The following is a 19,315-nucleotide window of genomic DNA, read 5'->3' as shown; positions in this document are numbered from 1 at the left end:
GGTAATGCCCACCTTTTTTATGGGGAAAACTCTAAAAATTCATCTATGGGAATTGGTTCACTGGTTACATTAGTTGGATCAATACTTGAATCAATAATAGGGACATTAGTTGGAGTCACCTTATTAGTAGGATTAACAACATTATTGGTAGAAGTGACGGGTGTAATGGGATTAGAAGGAGTTATAGGAGTAACAGGTTTAGTAGAAGTGACAGGAGTAACAGAATTAGTGGGAGTAATAATAGGAGTATTCGGATTTACCGTTACAATGCGACGGGATTGATAAGGAAACAGAGATTGAAAACTAGATTTGCGATCGCTCTTTAATTCTGGGCTTGTATTCCACATACTACCATAGAAAAAGAAAGCAATTCCCAGTCTTTGCTGTCGAACGGCTAAGGCTTTTTCCCTGACAAACTCGATGGGTGTAATACGGTTAGGTAATCCTGTTAAAATAGCAATACCAACGGGGATTTTCTCTTTTGCTTCCTTGATTTCTGGACGACTAATTTCCTTTTGAAAAACAGCAAAATCAGAGCGATATACTTGAATAATTAACTCATCAATTAAGTTTTTTCTCACCCAGTCTAACCAATCTTGTAGAAAAGAATTATAAGCGGTGTGGTAAGGATTTGGAGAAATAGACAAAATTTTATTCGGGTTTTGGGCTTTAATTGTTTGGTTAAGTTGTGCGACAAATTCCGTTAATTTATTAGCTCGCCAGCGCATCCAATCTGCGTCTTTATAATTCTTAGGAGGTTCTAAACCCGTCTCTTGCTTGTAAAGATTTACAGTATAAGCATCATAACCTAACTGCACAGGTAAACACAAATGATCATCGAATTGAATACCGTCAATATCATAATTATTCACCACTTCCATAACTAAAGCAGTAATGAATTTTTGTACTTCTGGATGAAAGGGATTAAGCCACACAACCTCCCCGGCGGCACTATAGGTTGTTTGAGTGCCATCTTGGGCTTTGGTTAACCAATTAGGATGTTTTAAGGCTAATTCTGAAGAAGGAGGTGCCATAAAACCAAACTCAAACCAAGGTAAAACTAACATCTTATGTTTATGGGCTTCTTCTATCAACTCCCCTAATGGTTCTTGTCCTTGTAATCCTTTATGTACAAATGGTTGTATCTTTGCCTCTTGTGCCACTTTGCTCGGATAAAGGGCATAACCCGAATTCCACACCACAGGATAGATAGTATTAAAATGAAGGGAAGCCAAAGATGCGATCGCCTCTTTCATTTTTGGACGGTCAAGTAGTGTATCAGTATCACTGGTAGTTAGCCAAACTGCTCTAATTTCTGGTGCATCCTGAGAAAAAATGGGAGCATTCCAAAACCCTATTAATAATATAGAAAAATAAGAAGCAAAAAATAAAGATAAAAGTTTAAACGGGAGCAAAGATAACCATTGACGGATCAAAAAACTACTCATTGATCGACTTTTTTTATAATTTTAAAAATATAATATTTGTGACATGGTATCATAAGACCCATTTACTTGAGGTAGATTTGACCGTTTAGCAGATTAATATGAATAATAAAATAGGTAAAGAGTATTTGAGATAAAATGGATAGTAGTTTTCAACTTATTGACTGTTTAAAATTTTTGTCCTGTACTTAGGAAAATTTATCCCGAACTCAAGTTAACAAGGTATATTAATAGAAAAAGTTGTTCCCTGATTGATAACACTTGTAAAAGTAATAGTACCTTTGCAAAGGTTAACACATTCCTTAACAATAGGGAGTCCTAATCCCGTGCCTTGAATATTGCCCACATTATCTCCACGATAAAAAGTATCAAACAAGTATTTTTGGTCATTGACAGAAATACCAATACCCCTATCTTTAACCTGCAAGATGATATTTTTAGCCTCTACAGTTAGTAAAACATCGATACGACTATTAACAGCAGAGTATTTGACACTGTTAGATACAAGATTCGTCAAAATTTGAGTTAATAATTTAGGATCTAAAAGTCTATTATATTGCTCTTCTTTGAGGGATGATTCGTTATTTATTTCAAATATGATTTGATATTCACCATAGGTATTTTGTAAATGATTGACTAGATTTAGACAAAAATCCCTAATATTTATTTGTTGGGGTTGATAGTGTAATTGTTTTGCTTCTGAACGATTAATTAATAATATATCGTCGAGTAACTGAGTGGTATGTTGAATATAAGTTTCTATAGTATTAAAGTGTTCTGCTTGTTGTTCAGGGGAAAGTTTATGTCCAAAACTCTTTAAAATCCCCACAGAAGAGGCTATAACTGTTAAGGGAGTACGAAATTCATGGCTAGTAAGGGTAATTAGTCGAGATTTCAATTCGTTGACTTCTTCGGCTTTGGCTAATGCTTCCCTTAATTGTTTTTCTGATTTTTTCCTTTGGGTAATATCACGGCAAACACAAATTAAGTATCCTTTATCAGTAAGAGTTAAAGATAATTCTTCAGGAAAAGTTGTACCGTCTTTCCTTTTTGCGATCGCTTCTCCTGTCCATTTTTTATTTACCATTAATAGAGGGAAAATCTGTGTTTCAATAAGATTAACTTGATCAGTTTCATAAAGACAACGCCAATTATTTTCGGGTAAATCTTCCATACCAGAATAACCAAACATTTCTAAATGTACTCTATTCATATATATATAGCGATCGCCCTCCAAAATTGCCAAACCATCGGCGGCAACATCAAAAGTAGCTAAATTGCGTTCAATAATTTCTTGAGCTTCTTTTCGTGCTGTAATATCATAACGAATAGCAATATATTGGGAAATAGTTTGATAGTGATCAAAAAAGGGAACAACAACCATATCAACCCAAAAATAATCACCATTTTTCTTAATATTTTTTACTTCTCCACGCCAAATATTACCTTGAGAAATAGTCATCCAAAACTCTTGCCAAAATTCATCAGGATGATAGTGAGAGTTTACAATTCGATGATTTTCTCCTAATAATTCTTCTTGGGAATAACCAGAAATTTGGCAAAATTGGTCATTAACATAGGTAATATTTCCATCAGGGTCAGAAATTGTAACAATTGCTGATTGATCCAAAGCTGATTTAAAATCAAGTAGCTCCTTAGTATGTAAATCAACTTTATCTTTTAATTCTCGGTTTAGCTGTTGCAAATATTCTTGAGTTTGACGACGTTCGGTAATATCAGTCAAAATGCCTACGATACGATAAATTGAACCTTGTTTATTTTTGACAATAAAACTTTTTTGATTAATCCAACGAATTTGTTTATCAGGTCTAATAATTCTATATTCAACTTCTGTATTTTCTCGATAATAGTCATAAATTAATTCAGGATTTGTTAGCCAATGGTTAGTTAAATTTTTGTAATCCAGAGGGTGAATAGATTTTAACCATATTGCTGGATTTTCTAATACTTTCTGTTCTGATAAACCCCAAATTTTCTTAAAAACAGAACTTAGATAAATTAACTGATTTTCTTGAATATCAAAAATATAAAAAACTTCCTCTATATTCTCTGCTAATTGACGGAATTTTTCTTCATTTTCAGCAAGATTTTTTTCGTACTCTATACGTTCATTAATATTTCTTAAAATAACTAAATTAGCTGAATCTCCTTCCCATTCAGTGGAGGATACCCTAACTTCTTCAAATAATTGCTGTCCATTTTTATCTACTAATGTTAAATCTAAAGGCTGGTTATCAATAATCGGAATATCAAATTGATTCCCAATAATATTTTCATCTGCTTTTTGTAAAATTCTTGTGGCTTCGGCATTAGCAAAAACAATAGTACCTTTTGAATCAACAATTAAAATACCATCAGAAGCATCATTAATAATTCTATCTAGTTTATTTTCACTTAAAGTTAAATTCTTTTCAATTTGTTTTCTTTCTTTAATTTCTTGATTGAGTTTATCAACTATTTTTCTAAGAGTTGAAGTTCTCTGTTTAACTCTATTATCTAATAATAAATTAAAGTCTTCTAAGGTTTTTTTGATTTGTTTATTTTCATTTAATGAATGTTTTAGCTTTTCATTAGCAAGGTAAATTTCAATATTTTGTTTTTCAATTTTGTTTTCTTTTTCTTGTCTTTCGATCGCTGTTAAAAGTGGTAAAATAAAGCAATCCTGCTCAATATTTTTTTGTCCTAAAAAGATAGATTTTATTAGATAGTCTTGAGCTCCTTTTTTAATAGCATTTAAAGCAACTTTTTTTTGATATTCAGCCGTTAGAACAATAGTGGCAATTTCTGGGAAGTTCTGTTTAAATGTTTCTAGGGTATTCAATCCTTGACTGTCTGGCAAATTCAAATCTAATATCACCAAATTAAAATAATTTCTGCCATAAACTGCGATCGCATCTCTTCCTTCTCTGAGAGTGGAATAGTGAATCACATCAAACTTATAGTCTGATTCTAAACCCAAACGTCTTTTAAGTATTTCCACGGTGGTAATACTATCTTCTATCATCAGTATATTTACTGACTTTATTTTTTCTAAACTCTGTTCATGATTCACAAATTGGGTAAAAACTTTTAATTGATTTTCTAATTTATGGATGCGATCGTGTAGTAATTCTATCACATTAGTCATCTCGATGGGATCAAGAGAACGCAACAAAGAAGTTTGAGTAACAACTCCCACCAACTCCCCCTTTTTATTACAACAAACTAAATGACGAACCTTTTTCGTTTCCATTTGTTTTTGCAACTCCCATAAAGACGCAGAAGGGCTGATAGAAAAAACAGGACTACTCATCACCTTTTTCGCCTTTGTTTCCGACAAATTAAGCCCTAAAGCCTTATATTGCAAAATATCTCTTTCCGTCACAATTCCCAAAGGAATCATCGGTAAATTAACCCCTTGATTGCCAACAATAATCACACAACTTATTTGATGAAAGTTCATTAAAGTTGCCAACTCTTCCACCGAAGAATCTAAAAAAGCCGTTACCACCGGGAAAACCATTATTTCCTTAACTAACTTCACCTTTAATAAGTCATTGGGGGTTAAACTCTGCCGTAGAGTTTCTGAGTTTACAATCCCCACTAACTCTTTATTTTCATTCAGTATCGGTAAATGACGAATTTTATTTTGACGTAGAATAGATAAGGCAACAAATATATCAGTAAATGAGTCCTCAGATAAAGTTATCACCTGAGTAGTCATTACCTCTTTTGCACAAACCAGATTAAAGTTAATTTTTTGTACCGTTAATCGAACTAAATCCCTTTCCGTAATTATCCCCTTAACTTTATTTTTTTCAACCACTAAAACACAACTACCACGAGAAAATCTTTGACATTCATCTCCATGAGCAGAAGGTAGAGAACAATGATTATTATATTCACTCATTAAAGCAATAACTGCCGATAGTTTTGTTTCTGAAGAGACAGTTAAAGGTTGATAGTCGATCATATCTTTTATATCATAAGAGTTTTTTTTGATAGATTTTTGTTCAGTATTATTAAACATCCTTTTTCTTGAATTATTGAAATAAAGCTCGAAAAAAAAGTGCCACACATCTTTGACAATTCGTAAACGATGCAACAGTCAATCTATCAATCTTTTAGGGACGCTAAATATTTCTGTTGAATGCTTCAAATATTAATAAAAAATAACCACAATAATTTTTACTTGTCACTTTATATATTTCTAACAAAGTTAAGAAAATTTTATAAATTTACTCTATTATATCAGCAATATTTTAAACTTAAAAAAAGAATATTTCATATTATACTTACTCTTTAAAATCAACAATTAAAAAATTAATAGTATATACGTAAGTATGCAAAATGGTTGAAATAAAAGATTAAGGTATTTATCCATAAGTGTCAATCTGAAAATGAATATTAGCACCTAAATATAAAAGGATAATTAAAGATAAAATAATTTTGTAAAAATATGATAATTTAAGATAAAGAATGATACCATTAACAAATAACTTATAATAAAATTGTTAAGCAAAGTAATGTTTAGATAATTATCAAAAAAGTAAAAAATATAAAAGCTAAAAATAAAAGGTGCTATAAAAAATACTGATTTATAAAATCTTTGAGAAAACTATCTAAACAATAAAATTATCAGTAAAAATCATACAGAAAATTATTAGTCATGGAAAAAATTTTAGTCATTGAAGATGAAATAAACATCGCTAGAAATATTAAACAAATCCTAGACTTATCAGACTTTTATACAATTACGGCAGAAGATGGAGCGGAAGGAGTCGAACTAGCGAAAGAGGAAATACCAGACTTAATTTTGTGCGATGTAATGATGCCTAATTTAGACGGTTATCAGGTTCTTACGGAATTAAAAAAAGATAGTAAAACCGAGAATATTCCTTTTATTTTTCTAACAGCAAAATCCGATCGCCCCGATTTTCGTAAAGGAATGGAATTAGGTGCAGACGATTATTTAACCAAACCTTTCACCCCCGATGAATTGTTAACAGCAGTAAGTACACGCCTCGCAAAACATCAAAAAATGAAAAAACAGGCACAGGAAAAAATGGACGAATTAAGTAGTCGGATACAAAAAGCCTTGCCCCACGAACTTTATACTCCCTTAAATGGCATGATGGTGTCGGCTTCACTGCTGAATGAATACGCTGAATCTATGAGCATTGAAGAAATTAAAGACATGGCAAAAACTCTTTTAGATTCTTCTCAAAGATTACATCAAATTAGTGAAAAATTTGTTCTTTATACCTATTTAGAATTTCTTACTAGTAATCCAGAAAAGTTAGAGCAAGTCCGACAAAAAAAATATAATTGTTTCACAAAAACTATTATTGAAAGCATTGCCAAAATAGAAGCCCAAACATTTAACAGATCATCAGATTTAGTCCTAGAGATAGAAGAAGCATCCATTAACACCTCTGAAAATGATTTACACAAAATAGTTAAAGAATTAGTCAATAATGGCTTTAAATTCTCTCTTCAAGGGCAACAGGTGAAAATTTTGAGTAAAGTTAGTGATGATAACTCTTACCATCTATTCGTAATTAATGAAGGTAAGGGCATGACTGCCGAACAATTAGACGAAATTGGTTCATTTCGACAGTTTCACCAAGAATTTTTCTCTCAAGAAGGTTGCGGTTTAGGATTAGCAATCGTCAAAAAATTAATTAATATCTATCAGGGTTCGATGAGAATTGAAAGTTTTATTGACAACCAGACAGTGGTTCATATCATTTTACCTCTAGGAGAGAAATAAACTTTTCTATTACAGGGGAAAACAAGAAAGTTAGTGGAAATTTAGAATTTATAATTAGTTTAAGTGTGGTCAAGAACAAAGTCTTGTTAACTATTTGAAAAAATCAATATTAGTTGATCACTAAAAACACTTATTTTAATAATTTCCCATAACTTATTTAATTCATAATGATTTCTCTTGAATCTAAACTTAATTCTATTGATACTCTTATTCTCGATATTCAAGGCATGAAATGTGCCGCCTGTGTCAAAGCAGTAGAAAAACAAATTATTCGACATCAAGGGGTTATTTGTGCCAATGTCAATTTAATTACCGCAGTAGCTTCGATCGAGTATGAAAAAGGCTCAATTCAACCTCAATCTTTGGCGGAAAAATTAACCGCATTGGGTTTTCCTAGTCAGGTTAGGCAGGGAGAAAGAATAGAAGAGGAACAAAAAAACAAAATAGAAGAAAAACGAAAACAAGAACAGCAAAAAAGGATTTATGAATTAATTAGTGCAGGTTTACTGCTTCTTTTCTCTACTATTGGGCATTTACATCATTTTGGCATTCATACAGGGGCTTTTTTCAGTAACATTTGGTTTCATTGGGCATTAGCAACCCTTGCTTTGTTGATACCTGGCAGAGATATTTTACTTAATGGTTGGCAGGGTTTATGGCATGGTAAACCGAATATGAATAGCTTGGTGGGTATTGGTGCAACTACCGCTTATCTCACCAGTTGTATTGCTTTAATTTTTTCTGAATTGGGTTGGGAATGTTTTTTTGATGAGCCTGTTATGTTATTAGGTTTTATTTTCTTAGGTAGGGTATTAGAATCAAATGCGAGATACAAAGCTATGGATTCTCTGGAAACCTTACTAGGTTTAAAGCCGCAATTCGCCCGTTTAGTGGGTAAAAACAATTATGAGGAAGACCAAGGTGTTAAAATTCCAGCAGTAGGGGTTAAGGCTAATGAGTGGGTTAGGGTGCTATCAGGGGAGCAGTTTCCCGTTGATGGGCTGATTGTAAAAGGAAAAACCATTGTTGATGAGTCATTGCTGACGGGGGAGTCTTTTCCTGTATCCAAGGGCGAAGGGGATAAGGTGTCTGCTGGTACTATTAATCAGGAAAATATGGTTATTGTCGAAGCAGTTAACACGGGTAGTAAAACTATTTTAGGGCAAATTATTGCGACGGTAGAAGAAGCTCAAACCCGAAAAGCACCTATTCAAAAAATAGCTGATGTGGTATCTGGTTACTTTGCCTATGGCATAATTGCGATCGCATCTTTAACTTTTTGTTTTTGGTATTTTTGGGGAACTGAAATTTGGGCAAATCTATTAACAGAATTAGATACAAGCAAAGCCATTTTGAGTGTGAAATTAGCTATTGATGTTTTAGTTATAGCTTGTCCTTGTGCGTTAGGTTTAGCCACTCCCACCGCTATTTTAGTAGGTACAACCATTGGAGCGGAAAAAGGACTATTAATCAAAGGAGGAGATATATTAGAGCAAGTTAAAAACCTGAAAACCATCGTTTTTGATAAAACAGGCACAATAACTGAGGGTATCCCTTCTATTACAACTATTCTTTCCTTCCATCCAGAATTTAATCATCAATCAATACTACAAATTGCTTCTAGCTTAGAAATGGTTTCCAATCATCCCCTCGCCCAAGGGATTATTAAACAGGCTCAGAATCAGTCTTTAACAACTCTTAAAACCTATGAATTGACAACAGTTTCAGGCAAAGGAGTGAAAGGAGTAATAGAAATCAAGGAACAATTATCATGGTTTTACTTAGGTAATCCGTCATGGTTAGAAGATCATCAAATTAGTATTACTAATGAAATCACAGAACAAATTAAGCCATTAGAAGCACAAGGAAAAACCGTTGTCTATTTAGCCCAAAATAGTCATATTGTTGGAGTAATTGCCCTTGGGGATACGATTCGACCTTTTGCCCGTGAAACAGTGAAAAATTTGCAAAATATGGGCTTAGAAGTCATGATCATGAGTGGCGATCGCCCTGATGTAGTGAAATATATTGCCGAAAAAGTAGGAATTGAGCAATACTATGGTGATTTAACCCCACAAGGAAAATGTGATTTAATTCAACAAATTCAACAAAAAAACCCTCATCAATTAGTCGCAATGGTGGGAGATGGTATCAATGACGCTCCAGCTATGAGTACCGCCCAAATTGCGATCGCTATGGCACAAGGAGCAGAAGTTGCCTTAAAATCAGCAGGAATAGTTTTAACAAGAGGGAAATTACCAGACTTAATCACCGCCATTAACCTAAGTCAAATGACCTTAAAGAAAATCAAACAGAATCTTTTTTGGGCATTAAGTTACAATTTGATTGCCCTTCCCATTGCCGTGGGCTGTTTTTTACCTTATCAACATTTTTGGTTAAATCCTAGCACTGCTGGGGCTTTTATGGCTTTTAGCTCCATTTTTGTCGTCACCAACTCCCTCTTACTAAAATATACTCGGTGAGGAAAGTAGGGGTTCGGGGTTAGGAGTTAGGAGTTAGGGGTTTTATAAAAGTAGGGGAGTGGGGAGTAGGGAGTAGGGAGTAGGGAGAATTAAAAATTCGGAAATTTTCTAACATCTAACACCTGAAACCTGAAACCTGAAACCTGTCACCTTTTAATTATCAACTATTCACCTGTGCATCGTTGCACCTTTTAACTTTGCCCATGACCAAGAAAATTTATTCAGAACTCAGGTTAGAATAAGAAAAGCATCTTAATAAAAGTTAATCTTATTTCCACCAGAAGCGACTAGGGGCAAAAAATGACTAAAAAATGGCAAGATAGTCAACCAATGAATGGAAATTCATTCGTAACATCCAATGAGAATAAAGATAATGATTTCCCAAACCGAGAAATTTCCCCACAAACTCAAGACAAAACACACGGTAACAATCTCATTTTAGGTTTATTACTAGGGGTTATCGGAACATTCATTATCATGAAAGTAATTGAAACAAAAATTTCCACGACCACAAATAACATTTCTACCCCTCAAACGCAAATACCTGCCACCAACTCTAGTCAAACAATAACCACAGTGGAAGCACAAATTACACAGGTAGAAAACAAAATAGAAACCACAGGCACAGTCTCGGCTTTTGAGTTAATACCTGTAATGTCTTCAGCCAGTAACTTACAGATTAAAGAGGTTTTAGTCGATGAAGGAGATATAGTGGCTCAGGGAGATATTTTACTTCGTTTAGATGACACCATTCTCAAGGCAGAATTAGCTCAAGCCCAAGCAGGGGTTAGTCAATCTCAAGCAAGATTAGCAGAATTAAAAGCGGGAACAAGAAAAGAAGAATTAGCAAGGGCGAGAGAAAATGTTACCTTTGCCCAAGCAGAAGTTAATCAAGCACAATCAGATTTACAATTAGCAGTAACCAGATTAGAAAGAAATAAACAATTAGAAGCAGAAGGGGCAATTCCTAGAGATAGATTAGATGAGTTTATTAACAATAAATTGAGTCAGGAATCTAACTTAATTCAGGCACGGGCAAGATTAGCAGAAGCAAAACAAAGATTGCAAGAATTAGAAGCAGGAGAAAGACAGGAAGTTATTACCCAAGCCGAAGCGAATTTAAGGGAGGCAAAAGCCAGAGTTGAATTAATTCAAGCAAGATTAGCAGAAACCATTATCACTGCTCCCACAGGGGGTAAAATAGCGGAAAGAAATGCCAGAGTAGGAGATGTAACTTCATCTTTTAATTCTCAAAAATTATTTACGATCATTGAAGATAAAAGACTAGAATTACAGTTAAAAGTACCAGAAAACCAGCTAAAAGATATTAAAAGCGGACAAGTTGTTAATATTTATTCTTCAGCGAATGACAATATTCAACTAAAAGGAAAAGTCAGAGATATAAACCCCATTATCGATTCTGAATCCCGTCAAGGAATTGTCAATGTTGATTTGCCCCCTGACACTAATTTACAACCGGGGATGTTTGTACAAGCAACGATTATTACTTCCATTAAACCTAGTTTAACAGTACCTATGGCGGCGGTTTTACCTCAAGTGGATGGGAAAGGATTGGTTTACACCCTGCAAACGGATAATACGGTTAAATCTCAGCTAGTGACATTAGGGGAAATAATTGGTAACGATAGAGTGGAAATCTTATCGGGATTAGATGTTGGAGATGCGATCGCACTTCAAGGAGTCAATTATTTACAAGATGGTAGTCAAGTAAAAGTAGTCACTAATTAACCTCCGTTTGGTTTAAGAATATCGGATTGAGATGTCGGGGTATTGGGGAGAAACGAGAAACGAGAAACGAGAAACGAGAAACGAGTTAGGAGTTAGGGGTTAAGAGTTAGAAGTTATTAATTATCAACTATTTACCTTTGCCCTTTGCCCCTTGCCCTTTACCCTTTGCCTAAAATGTCATGATTCCTAGACATAGCAAACAAAAGAGCAGAAATACTCACAAGGGAAAGATATAATTAAATGTTGGCACAAACTAATTATTTTAACAAAACCCCGAATCTTAGTTTAAGCCTTATAGTAAGTTATCAGATAAATTATTTATGACTGACAGTATCCGCATTTTGATGTGTTCCCCCGATCACTACGATGTTGACTATGTGATCAACCCTTGGATGGAAGGAAACATACACAAATCTAGTCAAGACCGTGCCGTTGAGCAATGGCAAAAATTATACCACATTATTAAAGAATATGCCATTGTGGACTTAGTAACTCCTCAAAAAGGTGTCCCTGATATGGTATTTACCGCTAATGCGGGTTTAGTTTTGGGAGATAATGTTGTTTTAAGTCGCTTTTATCATCCTGAAAGACAAGGAGAAGAGCCTTTTTTTAAACAATGGTTTGAAGAAAATGGTTTCACTGTTTATGAATTACCCAAGGATTTACCCTTTGAAGGAGCAGGAGATGCTTTATTTGATAGAGAAGGGCGTTGGTTATGGGCAGGTTATGGTTTTCGCTCAGAATTGGATTCTCACCCTTACATTGCTAAGTGGTTAGATACAGAGGTTTTATCTTTACGGTTGATTGATAATCGTTTTTATCATCTTGATACCTGTTTCTGTCCTTTGAAAGACGGTTATTTACTCTACTATCCCGAAGCCTTTGATAGTTATTCTAATCGTTTAATTGAGATGCGTGTACCCGCAGAAAAACGTATTGCTATTGATGAAGCTGATGCGGTTAATTTTGCCTGTAATGCGGTAAATATTAACGATGTCGTCATTATGAATAAAATTAGTGATGACTTAAATAGCCGAATTATAGAAAAGGGTTTTAAAGTTATTCAAACACCTCTGACAGAATTTTTGAAAGCAGGGGGAGCGGCGAAATGTCTCACTTTAAGGGTAACTGAACCTATTTTAGAGGATGTTCATGCTAATGTTTCTGTGGTTAGTAAAGTCTTGAAAATGGAAGGACATCTTCTCGATTCTGGTTTGATGAATCGGGCTTTAGATATTATTGTTAAAGATGGCGGTAGTTTCAAAGTTCTTAATTTTAACCTCGGTTTGGAAAGACAAAGTCCATCTAATGCAGAAGTCCGAGTGTCTGCACCTTCCAATGATGTGATGGAGGACATTATCAGTCAATTAATTGACTTAGGGGCTGTTTCTACTCCCGATAAACAGGTGGACGCTAATCTCGAAACCGTTGTGAAAGCAGGGGTTTCTCCTGATGATTTTTATGTGACTACTATCTATCCTACAGAAGTACGTATTAACGGTTATTGGGAACGAGTAACGAATCAACGCATGGATGCAGCGATCGTAGTTTCTGAAGAAAACGAAGGAATAACCGCTACTTGTAAGCTATTACGAGATTTAGAAGCGGGAGAAAAAGTAGTTGTTGGTGTGGAAGGAATCCGCACAGTGCGATCGCCCCAATCTCGAGAAGAAAGAAATAAAACCCAAGAGTTTAGTTTTATGAGCGGTGGTGTTTCTAGTGAACGCCGTGTAGAATTATTGGTAGAACAAATCGCCTGGGAAATGCGCCATATACGAGATCAAGGAGGCAAAGTTGCCGTTGTCGCAGGTCCTGTAGTTATCCATACTGGTGGTTCAGGTCATCTTTCTCGCTTAATTCGTGAAGGTTATATTCAATGTTTATTAGGAGGAAATGCGATCGCAGTTCATGACATGGAACAATCCATGATGGGAACATCTTTAGGGGTAGATATGCGTAAAGGCGTACCCGTAAGCGGTGGCCATCGTCATCATTTAAAAGTCATTAACATGGTGCGTCGTGCTGGTAGCATCGCTCAAGCAGTAGAACAAGGCATTATCTCTCAGGGGATTATGTATGAATGCGTGAAGAATAATGTTCCCTTCTGTTTAGCAGGTTCAATTCGTGATGATGGCCCCCTGCCTGACACTTATATGGACTTGGTTAAAGCCCAAGCAGAATACGCTCGTCTTCTCAAGGGAACAGACATGATTTTAATGTTGTCCACTATGCTACATTCGATTGGTGTTGGTAATATGACCCCTTCTGGCGTAAAAATGGTGTGTGTGGACATAAATCCTGCGGTTGTAACCAAATTGAGCGATCGAGGTTCTGTTGAATCTGTTGGTATTGTCACTGATGTCGGCTTATTCCTCAGTTTATTAGTACAACAATTAGATAAATTAACTCATCGTTATGAACTGACTTCTGCTAGTTAATAAGTCTTAATCAGTAGTAATAAGCAATAGAATTAGATAAAGGCTTGAGGAAGTAAAGGCTTAAGGTGTTAGGGTGTCAGGGTTAGTTGTTAATTAAACACTTTTGTCTTCCTCCCTATTTCGGGGCAGGACTGTTTCATTTTTTAATTTTTGGTTAAGAAAGAGTAATGAGTAACGAGTGGTGAGTGATGAATTTTGATAATTTAAAATGATTAATTGATTGTTTCAATATTTTTTATTATTACTTAAAATCTGCAAATCAAAAATCCCCCTAATCCCCTAATATCCCAAGATTTTAAACAGCTTACTTTGAAACAGCCCTGTCTATTTAGGAGAGATAAAGGGAGGTTTGCCTCTTACCCTTAGCTAAGTGTTTTAACTTTGTCCTTTTCCCCCGCAACGAAAATAATATTTTAATTCAACGACTTCAACGCACTGGGCTTTATTATGAAGTTTGTGGTTGGTAAGCCTTTTTGCTTTCAGTGTATGTGTAGGAAACCTCTAAGCTATATAGACTTGGCATGGGGGTATATTATCTTAAAAAGGCAATGGGCTTAAGCCCATTGTTATCCTTTTCCCTTCTCCCTGTCCTAAGTAAATATTATACCATAAAATTTTATAAGTTAGGAACATTTCACATATTTAAGATTAAGAAACATCTCAAACTTGACAAAATTCAGGTAATTCATTGTATGGTTAACTAGAAGTTGCACAACAAAAAAATCATTGTAATGGTTATCAAAACACCTGAATGGGTTAAAGATGCAGTTTTTTATCAAATATTTCCCGATCGCTTTTCCATAGGTAAACCGCCTCAATCACACTATGGGCATATCCGTGCGAATAATACTGAATCATGGCACAGTCAACCAACTCCTCAAGGATACAAAGGAGGAAATTTTTGGGGAATTATCGACAAGCTAGATTACATTCAAGATTTGGGTATTAACGCTATTTACTTTACCCCTATTTTCCAGTCCACCTGTAACCATCGTTATCATACCCATGATTATTATCAAGTTGATCCCCTATTGGGGGGTAATTACGCTTTTCAAGAGTTTTTAAAACAGGCACATCAACGCAATATTAAAGTTGTCCTCGATGGTGTTTTCAATCATGTGGGGAGAGGATTTTTCTTTTTTAATGATATTCTGGAAAATGGTCCTTTTTCTGCTTGGTTAGATTGGTTTAAGGTGGAGAAATGGCCTGTTTCTGCCTATGATGGCTCTTTACCTGCCAATTATGCCAGTTGGGTGGGCAATCGTGCTTTACCCCAATTTAATCATAATAATCCTCAAGTTAGGGAATATATTATGCAAGTGGGAGAATATTGGTTACATCAAGGCATTGATGGTTGGCGTTTAGATGTACCAGATCAAGTTAAAGCAGAGGGTTTTTGGCAAGAATTTAGAGAAAGAGTGAAAAAAATTAACCCAGAAGCCTATATCGTTGGAGAAATCTGGAAACCTGCCGAAAAATGGCTAGATGGTACTCAATTTGATGGGGTAATGAATTATCAATTTACAGAAGCTACATTGGCTTTTGCAGGAGGCGATCGCATTTTACGTCAACACGTTGATATTCCGCCTTATTATCCCTATCCTCCCTTAAATCCTCGTAAATACGCCCAAAGAATTCACCATTTGCTTAATCTTTATGATTGGGAAATTACTCTAACCCAACTCAATCTTCTTGCTAGTCATGACACCGCTAGGCTATTAACCATCGCTGGAGGAGATATTAAAACCGTTGAAATCGCCACTCTCTTGTTATTTACCTTCCCCGGTGCACCGAGCATCTATTATGGAGATGAAGTAGGATTATTGGGAGGCTTAGACCCTGATTCACGTCGTGTTTTTCCACCACCACAATCATGGAATCAAGATTTACTTAAATACCATAAAAATTTGATTCAATTAAGACATAAATATATTGCTTTAAGAAGGGGTAATTATCAACCTTTATATGCAGACGAACATATTTATATTTTTAGTCGTAAATATGGCGAAGAAACAGTTATTGTTATTATTAACATTGATACGCAACCTCGAAATTTAACACTAAATCTTTGTAACTTCCCCATTAAAATTAATGAAAAAATCTTTGGAGATAGTACCTTTATTTATGAACAAATAGACGGAAAAGAAAATATTGTATTTAATTTACTGCCCCGTAGTGGTAATTTATTTATATAACCTCAATTCTATTTAAGAATATCCCATAAGGGTTCGGAGTTAGGAAAGAGGTGTCAGGTTGTAGGTTGCAGGTTTAATGACTAATTGCCTATTGCCCTCAATTATTTTAACAGCTTTTCTGCTACCATTAAGCGAAAGAGCGATCGCATCAAAAACAAACTGAATAACCCAGTTAATCCAAATAGAATAAAAGCCCAAATATGATACAAGGTTGATGCGAGTAAAATGCCTCCCAACAGAGAAAAACCACTCAAACAGGCATAAATTAGAGTTTTGATAGCTAGGTAAATACTTTTGTTGATTCTTTCTGCTTCCAAAGAACGAGAACGCAGTTGTAATTCTCCTTGTTCTAAGCGTTGTTGAAAGTTAGAAAAAGCGGTTTCTAGGCGACTCGGTTTTAATAGTTGTTTTTGAATAATATTTTTTCCTTCTCTGGCAATCAGTAATAGAATATTAGTGGGATTACCAGAGCGAGTGAGATTCCTGACAAAAGGTTGACTCGCCGCTAGTAAACTATAATTTGAGTCTAAAGTACGAGCAATACCGTCTAAGGTGGTTAAAGCCTTGATAATAAATGTTAATTGGGGTGGTAAACGGAAGGGCTGTTGTTCAAACATAACATAGATTTCTGCACTGATTTCTTTAAAAGCATTGACATCAATGGGTTTGTCTAAAAATCTTGTCAGGGAAAAACTGATTAAACGCTTTACGGCTGTCATATCTCCCACTGGTTCAATTAAACCCATATAAATCAAAGTATTTAAGACTTGGTCTGTATCTTTTTGTAACATAGCAAAGAATGTTTGTACCATCTGCTCTTTTGCTAATCCCTTCACCTCTGCCATTGCCCCAAAATCATAAAAAATAATTGCACCTTCATCATTTACAGCCATATTACCGGGATGGGGGTCTGATTGAAAAAAACCATCTTCTAATAGTTGTTTTAAGTATGTACAAATTCCTAGCTCGATTAAGGGTTTTATGGGGATTTCTTTTTCTAATAAAGCCTCTTTATCATTAATTTTAATACCGGGTAAATATTCTAGGGTTAATATTTTCTTTGTGGTGTATTGCCAGTAAACTCTGGGAACAATTATTTTAGATTCTTTTTGAAAATTGAAACGAAATCTATCGGCATTTTCTCCTTCTTTTAAGTAATCTATTTCTGCAAATAAAATTTCAAAAAACTCTTGATAAATAAGATTTAACTCATATTTTCTAAAACTAGGAATAAACTGATTTCCAATGCCAATTAAAATTTTTAAAACTTTAAAATCTAATTGAAATAGTTGCTCTAATCCCCTTCTTTGAACTTTAACAACTACTTTCTCTCCCGTTTTTAATTTGGCTCTGTGAACTTGCCCTAAACTTGCCGCCGCAATGGGTACACGTTCAAACTCTCCAAAAATAGTCTCAATATTATCCCCTAATTCTAACTCAATAAGTGCGATCGCATCTTCTGATAAAAATGGAGGAACACGATCTTGTAATTGACTAAATTCTTCCACATATTCTAAAGGAATTAGATCGGTACGAGTGGACAAAGCCTGACCAATTTTAATAAAAGTAGGACCTAACTTAATTAATTTTTTTACTAACCATCTTGCTCTTTTTTTCTTTTGTGAACTGCTAATGTTTTTGCTGATAAAATCTATTAATAATAAACAAGAAAATTGTAAAAAAGTAATCGTAATATCCCACTGACGAGCAAATAGAGAATATCGATTTCGTTCCCATGATAAATTATAATTAATAAGTCTCATTCCTTCCCTAAACTCGGAAAAGTAATAACAAAAGTATTCAAAAAATGATCAGTTTGACTAGAAGGATTACTTTCCACAGTAATAATTCCGTTTAAATTCTGCACTAAAGATTGTACCAAAGCTAGTCCTAATCCTGTACCGCTATTGGTGACATTCTCCACACGACTACCCTGATAAAAAGGCTGAAAAATTAAACTCTCTTCAGCGATGGAAATGGGAAATCCGCAGTTTGTCACCTCGATAATATTATCAGAATTTTGCTCATAAATTCGTAAGATAATATCTGTATCTTCATGAGAAAATTTACAGGCATTATTAATTAATTCTCGTAAAATCAAATTCAGGCTATTTAAGTCAGTATAAATATAGTCTAAAGAATTATCAATTACTAAATTAATTTGTTTATAATGCAATTCTTGAGAGAAAAAATTATAAAATTCTTCTAATAGTGGTTGAAGATAAATTTTCTGTGGCTCAATAGTAACATTATTGCTTTCTAAAGTTTGCAGTGCTAGTAAATTATTAACTAAATTGATTTCCTTTTCACACTCATCAGTTAATATATCTAAGTAACGGATACTTTGTTCATTTTTGTTGAGTAACTTTAGCATTTTTATCCCCATTTTCATATTAGCTAAAGGTGTTTTTAAAGCATCACTTAAACTAGCAATAAATTCATCTTTTATTTTATTAACTCTTCTTAATTCCTCTACATAATTACGTAACTTTTGACCTAATTTCGCCTGAACTTCTAAACTAACTTGTAGCTGAGATGTCCTTTCTTCCACAAGAGATTGAACTTTTAAGAAAGCCTGTTCGCTAACAATAGAATTGGTGATTTGTTTTGCCATCCATTTTGCCAATTCAACTTCGGTACTACTCCAGCGTTTTTCTTTCTTGTTTTGAACGATATATAAACCTAAAATTAAAGGCTTAGAATTATTACTATTTACTCTTTTTTTAAATAGGGGAACTATCAATAAAGACTTTATTAAATCTAGGGGAAAAACTTTTTCTTTATCTAATAGAATATCTAATTTTTCTAATTGTTTTTTACTATTTATTTTAATAATTTCTGGTGCTTTTTCCCACGCATAAGCAGTGAGAGGTGAATCAGATAATGTATAAACAAACTCGCTTTTTTCTTTACTGTTTTGCTGTGAAGAATCATATTGATATAAAACTTCTACTTTAGTTGAACCTACAATTTCTGTTATATTTTTTAGAGATACATGACTATATTTAAACTTCAGAACTAAAATGCGATCGAATTTCAGTATTTCTGCTGTTTCTGCAATATCGGGTTCAAAAATACCATCCATTTTGAGAATAAATAAAATTCACAGCTAGGGTTAATTATACTAATAACGACAGAAATAATGATGTAAATAATGACAATAGGTCAAAGTTGACTACTAATCCCATAACCATTAACTATCCATCTAAGTTTCACCTAAAAAAATTGGTGT

At 34.3% G+C, this 19,315-nt stretch carries 9 protein-coding genes; 5 read left to right on the top strand and 4 right to left on the bottom strand.

The window, feature by feature from the left end; genetic code table 11:
- Nucleotides 1-17 precede the first annotated feature (17 nt).
- Nucleotides 18-1,448, bottom strand: coding sequence for a glycoside hydrolase family 10 protein (locus Dongsha4_RS12715; protein WP_330202740.1), 1,431 nt, complete (start codon nt 1,446-1,448; stop codon nt 18-20).
- 211 nt (nt 1,449-1,659) lie between these two features.
- Nucleotides 1,660-5,475, bottom strand: coding sequence for a PAS domain S-box protein (locus Dongsha4_RS12710; protein ID WP_330202739.1), 3,816 nt, complete (start codon nt 5,473-5,475; stop codon nt 1,660-1,662).
- A 639-nt stretch (nt 5,476-6,114) separates the two neighbouring features.
- On the opposite strand from Dongsha4_RS12710, the gene Dongsha4_RS12705 reads away from it, so the two are divergent.
- The 5 genes from Dongsha4_RS12705 (at nt 6,115) to Dongsha4_RS12685 (ending at nt 16,083) form a co-directional block, all read left to right on the top strand.
- Complete coding sequence (locus Dongsha4_RS12705; protein ID WP_330202738.1) at nt 6,115-7,218, top strand: hybrid sensor histidine kinase/response regulator; 1,104 nt, start codon at nt 6,115-6,117, stop codon at nt 7,216-7,218.
- A 167-nt stretch (nt 7,219-7,385) separates the two neighbouring features.
- Nucleotides 7,386-9,701: a heavy metal translocating P-type ATPase gene (locus Dongsha4_RS12700; RefSeq protein ID WP_330202737.1), complete on the top strand. Its 2,316-nt coding sequence runs from the start codon at nt 7,386-7,388 to the stop codon at nt 9,699-9,701.
- A 300-nt stretch (nt 9,702-10,001) separates the two neighbouring features.
- Nucleotides 10,002-11,450, top strand: coding sequence for an efflux RND transporter periplasmic adaptor subunit (locus tag Dongsha4_RS12695; RefSeq protein ID WP_330202736.1), 1,449 nt, complete (start codon nt 10,002-10,004; stop codon nt 11,448-11,450).
- A 320-nt stretch (nt 11,451-11,770) separates the two neighbouring features.
- Nucleotides 11,771-13,888 carry a TIGR00300 family protein gene (locus tag Dongsha4_RS12690; RefSeq protein ID WP_330202735.1) on the top strand — a complete coding sequence of 706 codons (2,118 nt, stop codon included), beginning with the start codon at nt 11,771-11,773 and terminating at the stop codon, nt 13,886-13,888.
- A 731-nt stretch (nt 13,889-14,619) separates the two neighbouring features.
- Nucleotides 14,620-16,083: a glycoside hydrolase family 13 protein gene (locus Dongsha4_RS12685; protein ID WP_330202734.1), complete on the top strand. Its 1,464-nt coding sequence runs from the start codon at nt 14,620-14,622 to the stop codon at nt 16,081-16,083.
- A gap of 101 nt (nt 16,084-16,184) precedes the next feature.
- On the opposite strand, the gene Dongsha4_RS12680 is transcribed toward Dongsha4_RS12685, so the two are convergent.
- Nucleotides 16,185-17,846: an AarF/ABC1/UbiB kinase family protein gene (locus tag Dongsha4_RS12680; protein WP_330202733.1), complete on the bottom strand. Its 1,662-nt coding sequence runs from the start codon at nt 17,844-17,846 to the stop codon at nt 16,185-16,187.
- Nucleotides 17,843-19,168 carry a HAMP domain-containing sensor histidine kinase gene (locus Dongsha4_RS12675; RefSeq protein WP_330202732.1) on the bottom strand — a complete coding sequence of 442 codons (1,326 nt, stop codon included), beginning with the start codon at nt 19,166-19,168 and terminating at the stop codon, nt 17,843-17,845. The genes Dongsha4_RS12680 and Dongsha4_RS12675 overlap by 4 nt, the downstream gene beginning before the upstream one ends.
- Nucleotides 19,169-19,315 lie beyond the last annotated feature (147 nt).

Origin of the sequence: Cyanobacterium sp. Dongsha4, assembly GCF_036345015.1 — a bacterium.
In the GTDB taxonomy this organism is placed as follows: domain Bacteria; phylum Cyanobacteriota; class Cyanobacteriia; order Cyanobacteriales; family Cyanobacteriaceae; genus PCC-10605.
This window is presented reverse-complemented; position numbering and strand designations above follow the sequence as displayed.

Bases quoted from the DNA above. Each gene is read 5' to 3' on its own strand.
- Dongsha4_RS12715 (WP_330202740.1), bottom strand. From the start codon at position 1,448: ATGAGTAGTTTTTTGATCCGTCAATGGTTATCTTTGCTCCCGTTTAAA.
- Dongsha4_RS12710 (WP_330202739.1), bottom strand. From the start codon at position 5,475: ATGTTTAATAATACTGAACAAAAATCTATCAAAAAAAACTCTTATGAT.
- Dongsha4_RS12705 (WP_330202738.1), top strand. From the start codon at position 6,115: ATGGAAAAAATTTTAGTCATTGAAGATGAAATAAACATCGCTAGAAAT.
- Dongsha4_RS12700 (WP_330202737.1), top strand. From the start codon at position 7,386: ATGATTTCTCTTGAATCTAAACTTAATTCTATTGATACTCTTATTCTC.
- Dongsha4_RS12695 (WP_330202736.1), top strand. From the start codon at position 10,002: ATGACTAAAAAATGGCAAGATAGTCAACCAATGAATGGAAATTCATTC.
- Dongsha4_RS12690 (WP_330202735.1), top strand. From the start codon at position 11,771: ATGACTGACAGTATCCGCATTTTGATGTGTTCCCCCGATCACTACGAT.
- Dongsha4_RS12685 (WP_330202734.1), top strand. From the start codon at position 14,620: ATGGTTATCAAAACACCTGAATGGGTTAAAGATGCAGTTTTTTATCAA.
- Dongsha4_RS12680 (WP_330202733.1), bottom strand. From the start codon at position 17,846: ATGAGACTTATTAATTATAATTTATCATGGGAACGAAATCGATATTCT.
- Dongsha4_RS12675 (WP_330202732.1), bottom strand. From the start codon at position 19,168: ATGGATGGTATTTTTGAACCCGATATTGCAGAAACAGCAGAAATACTG.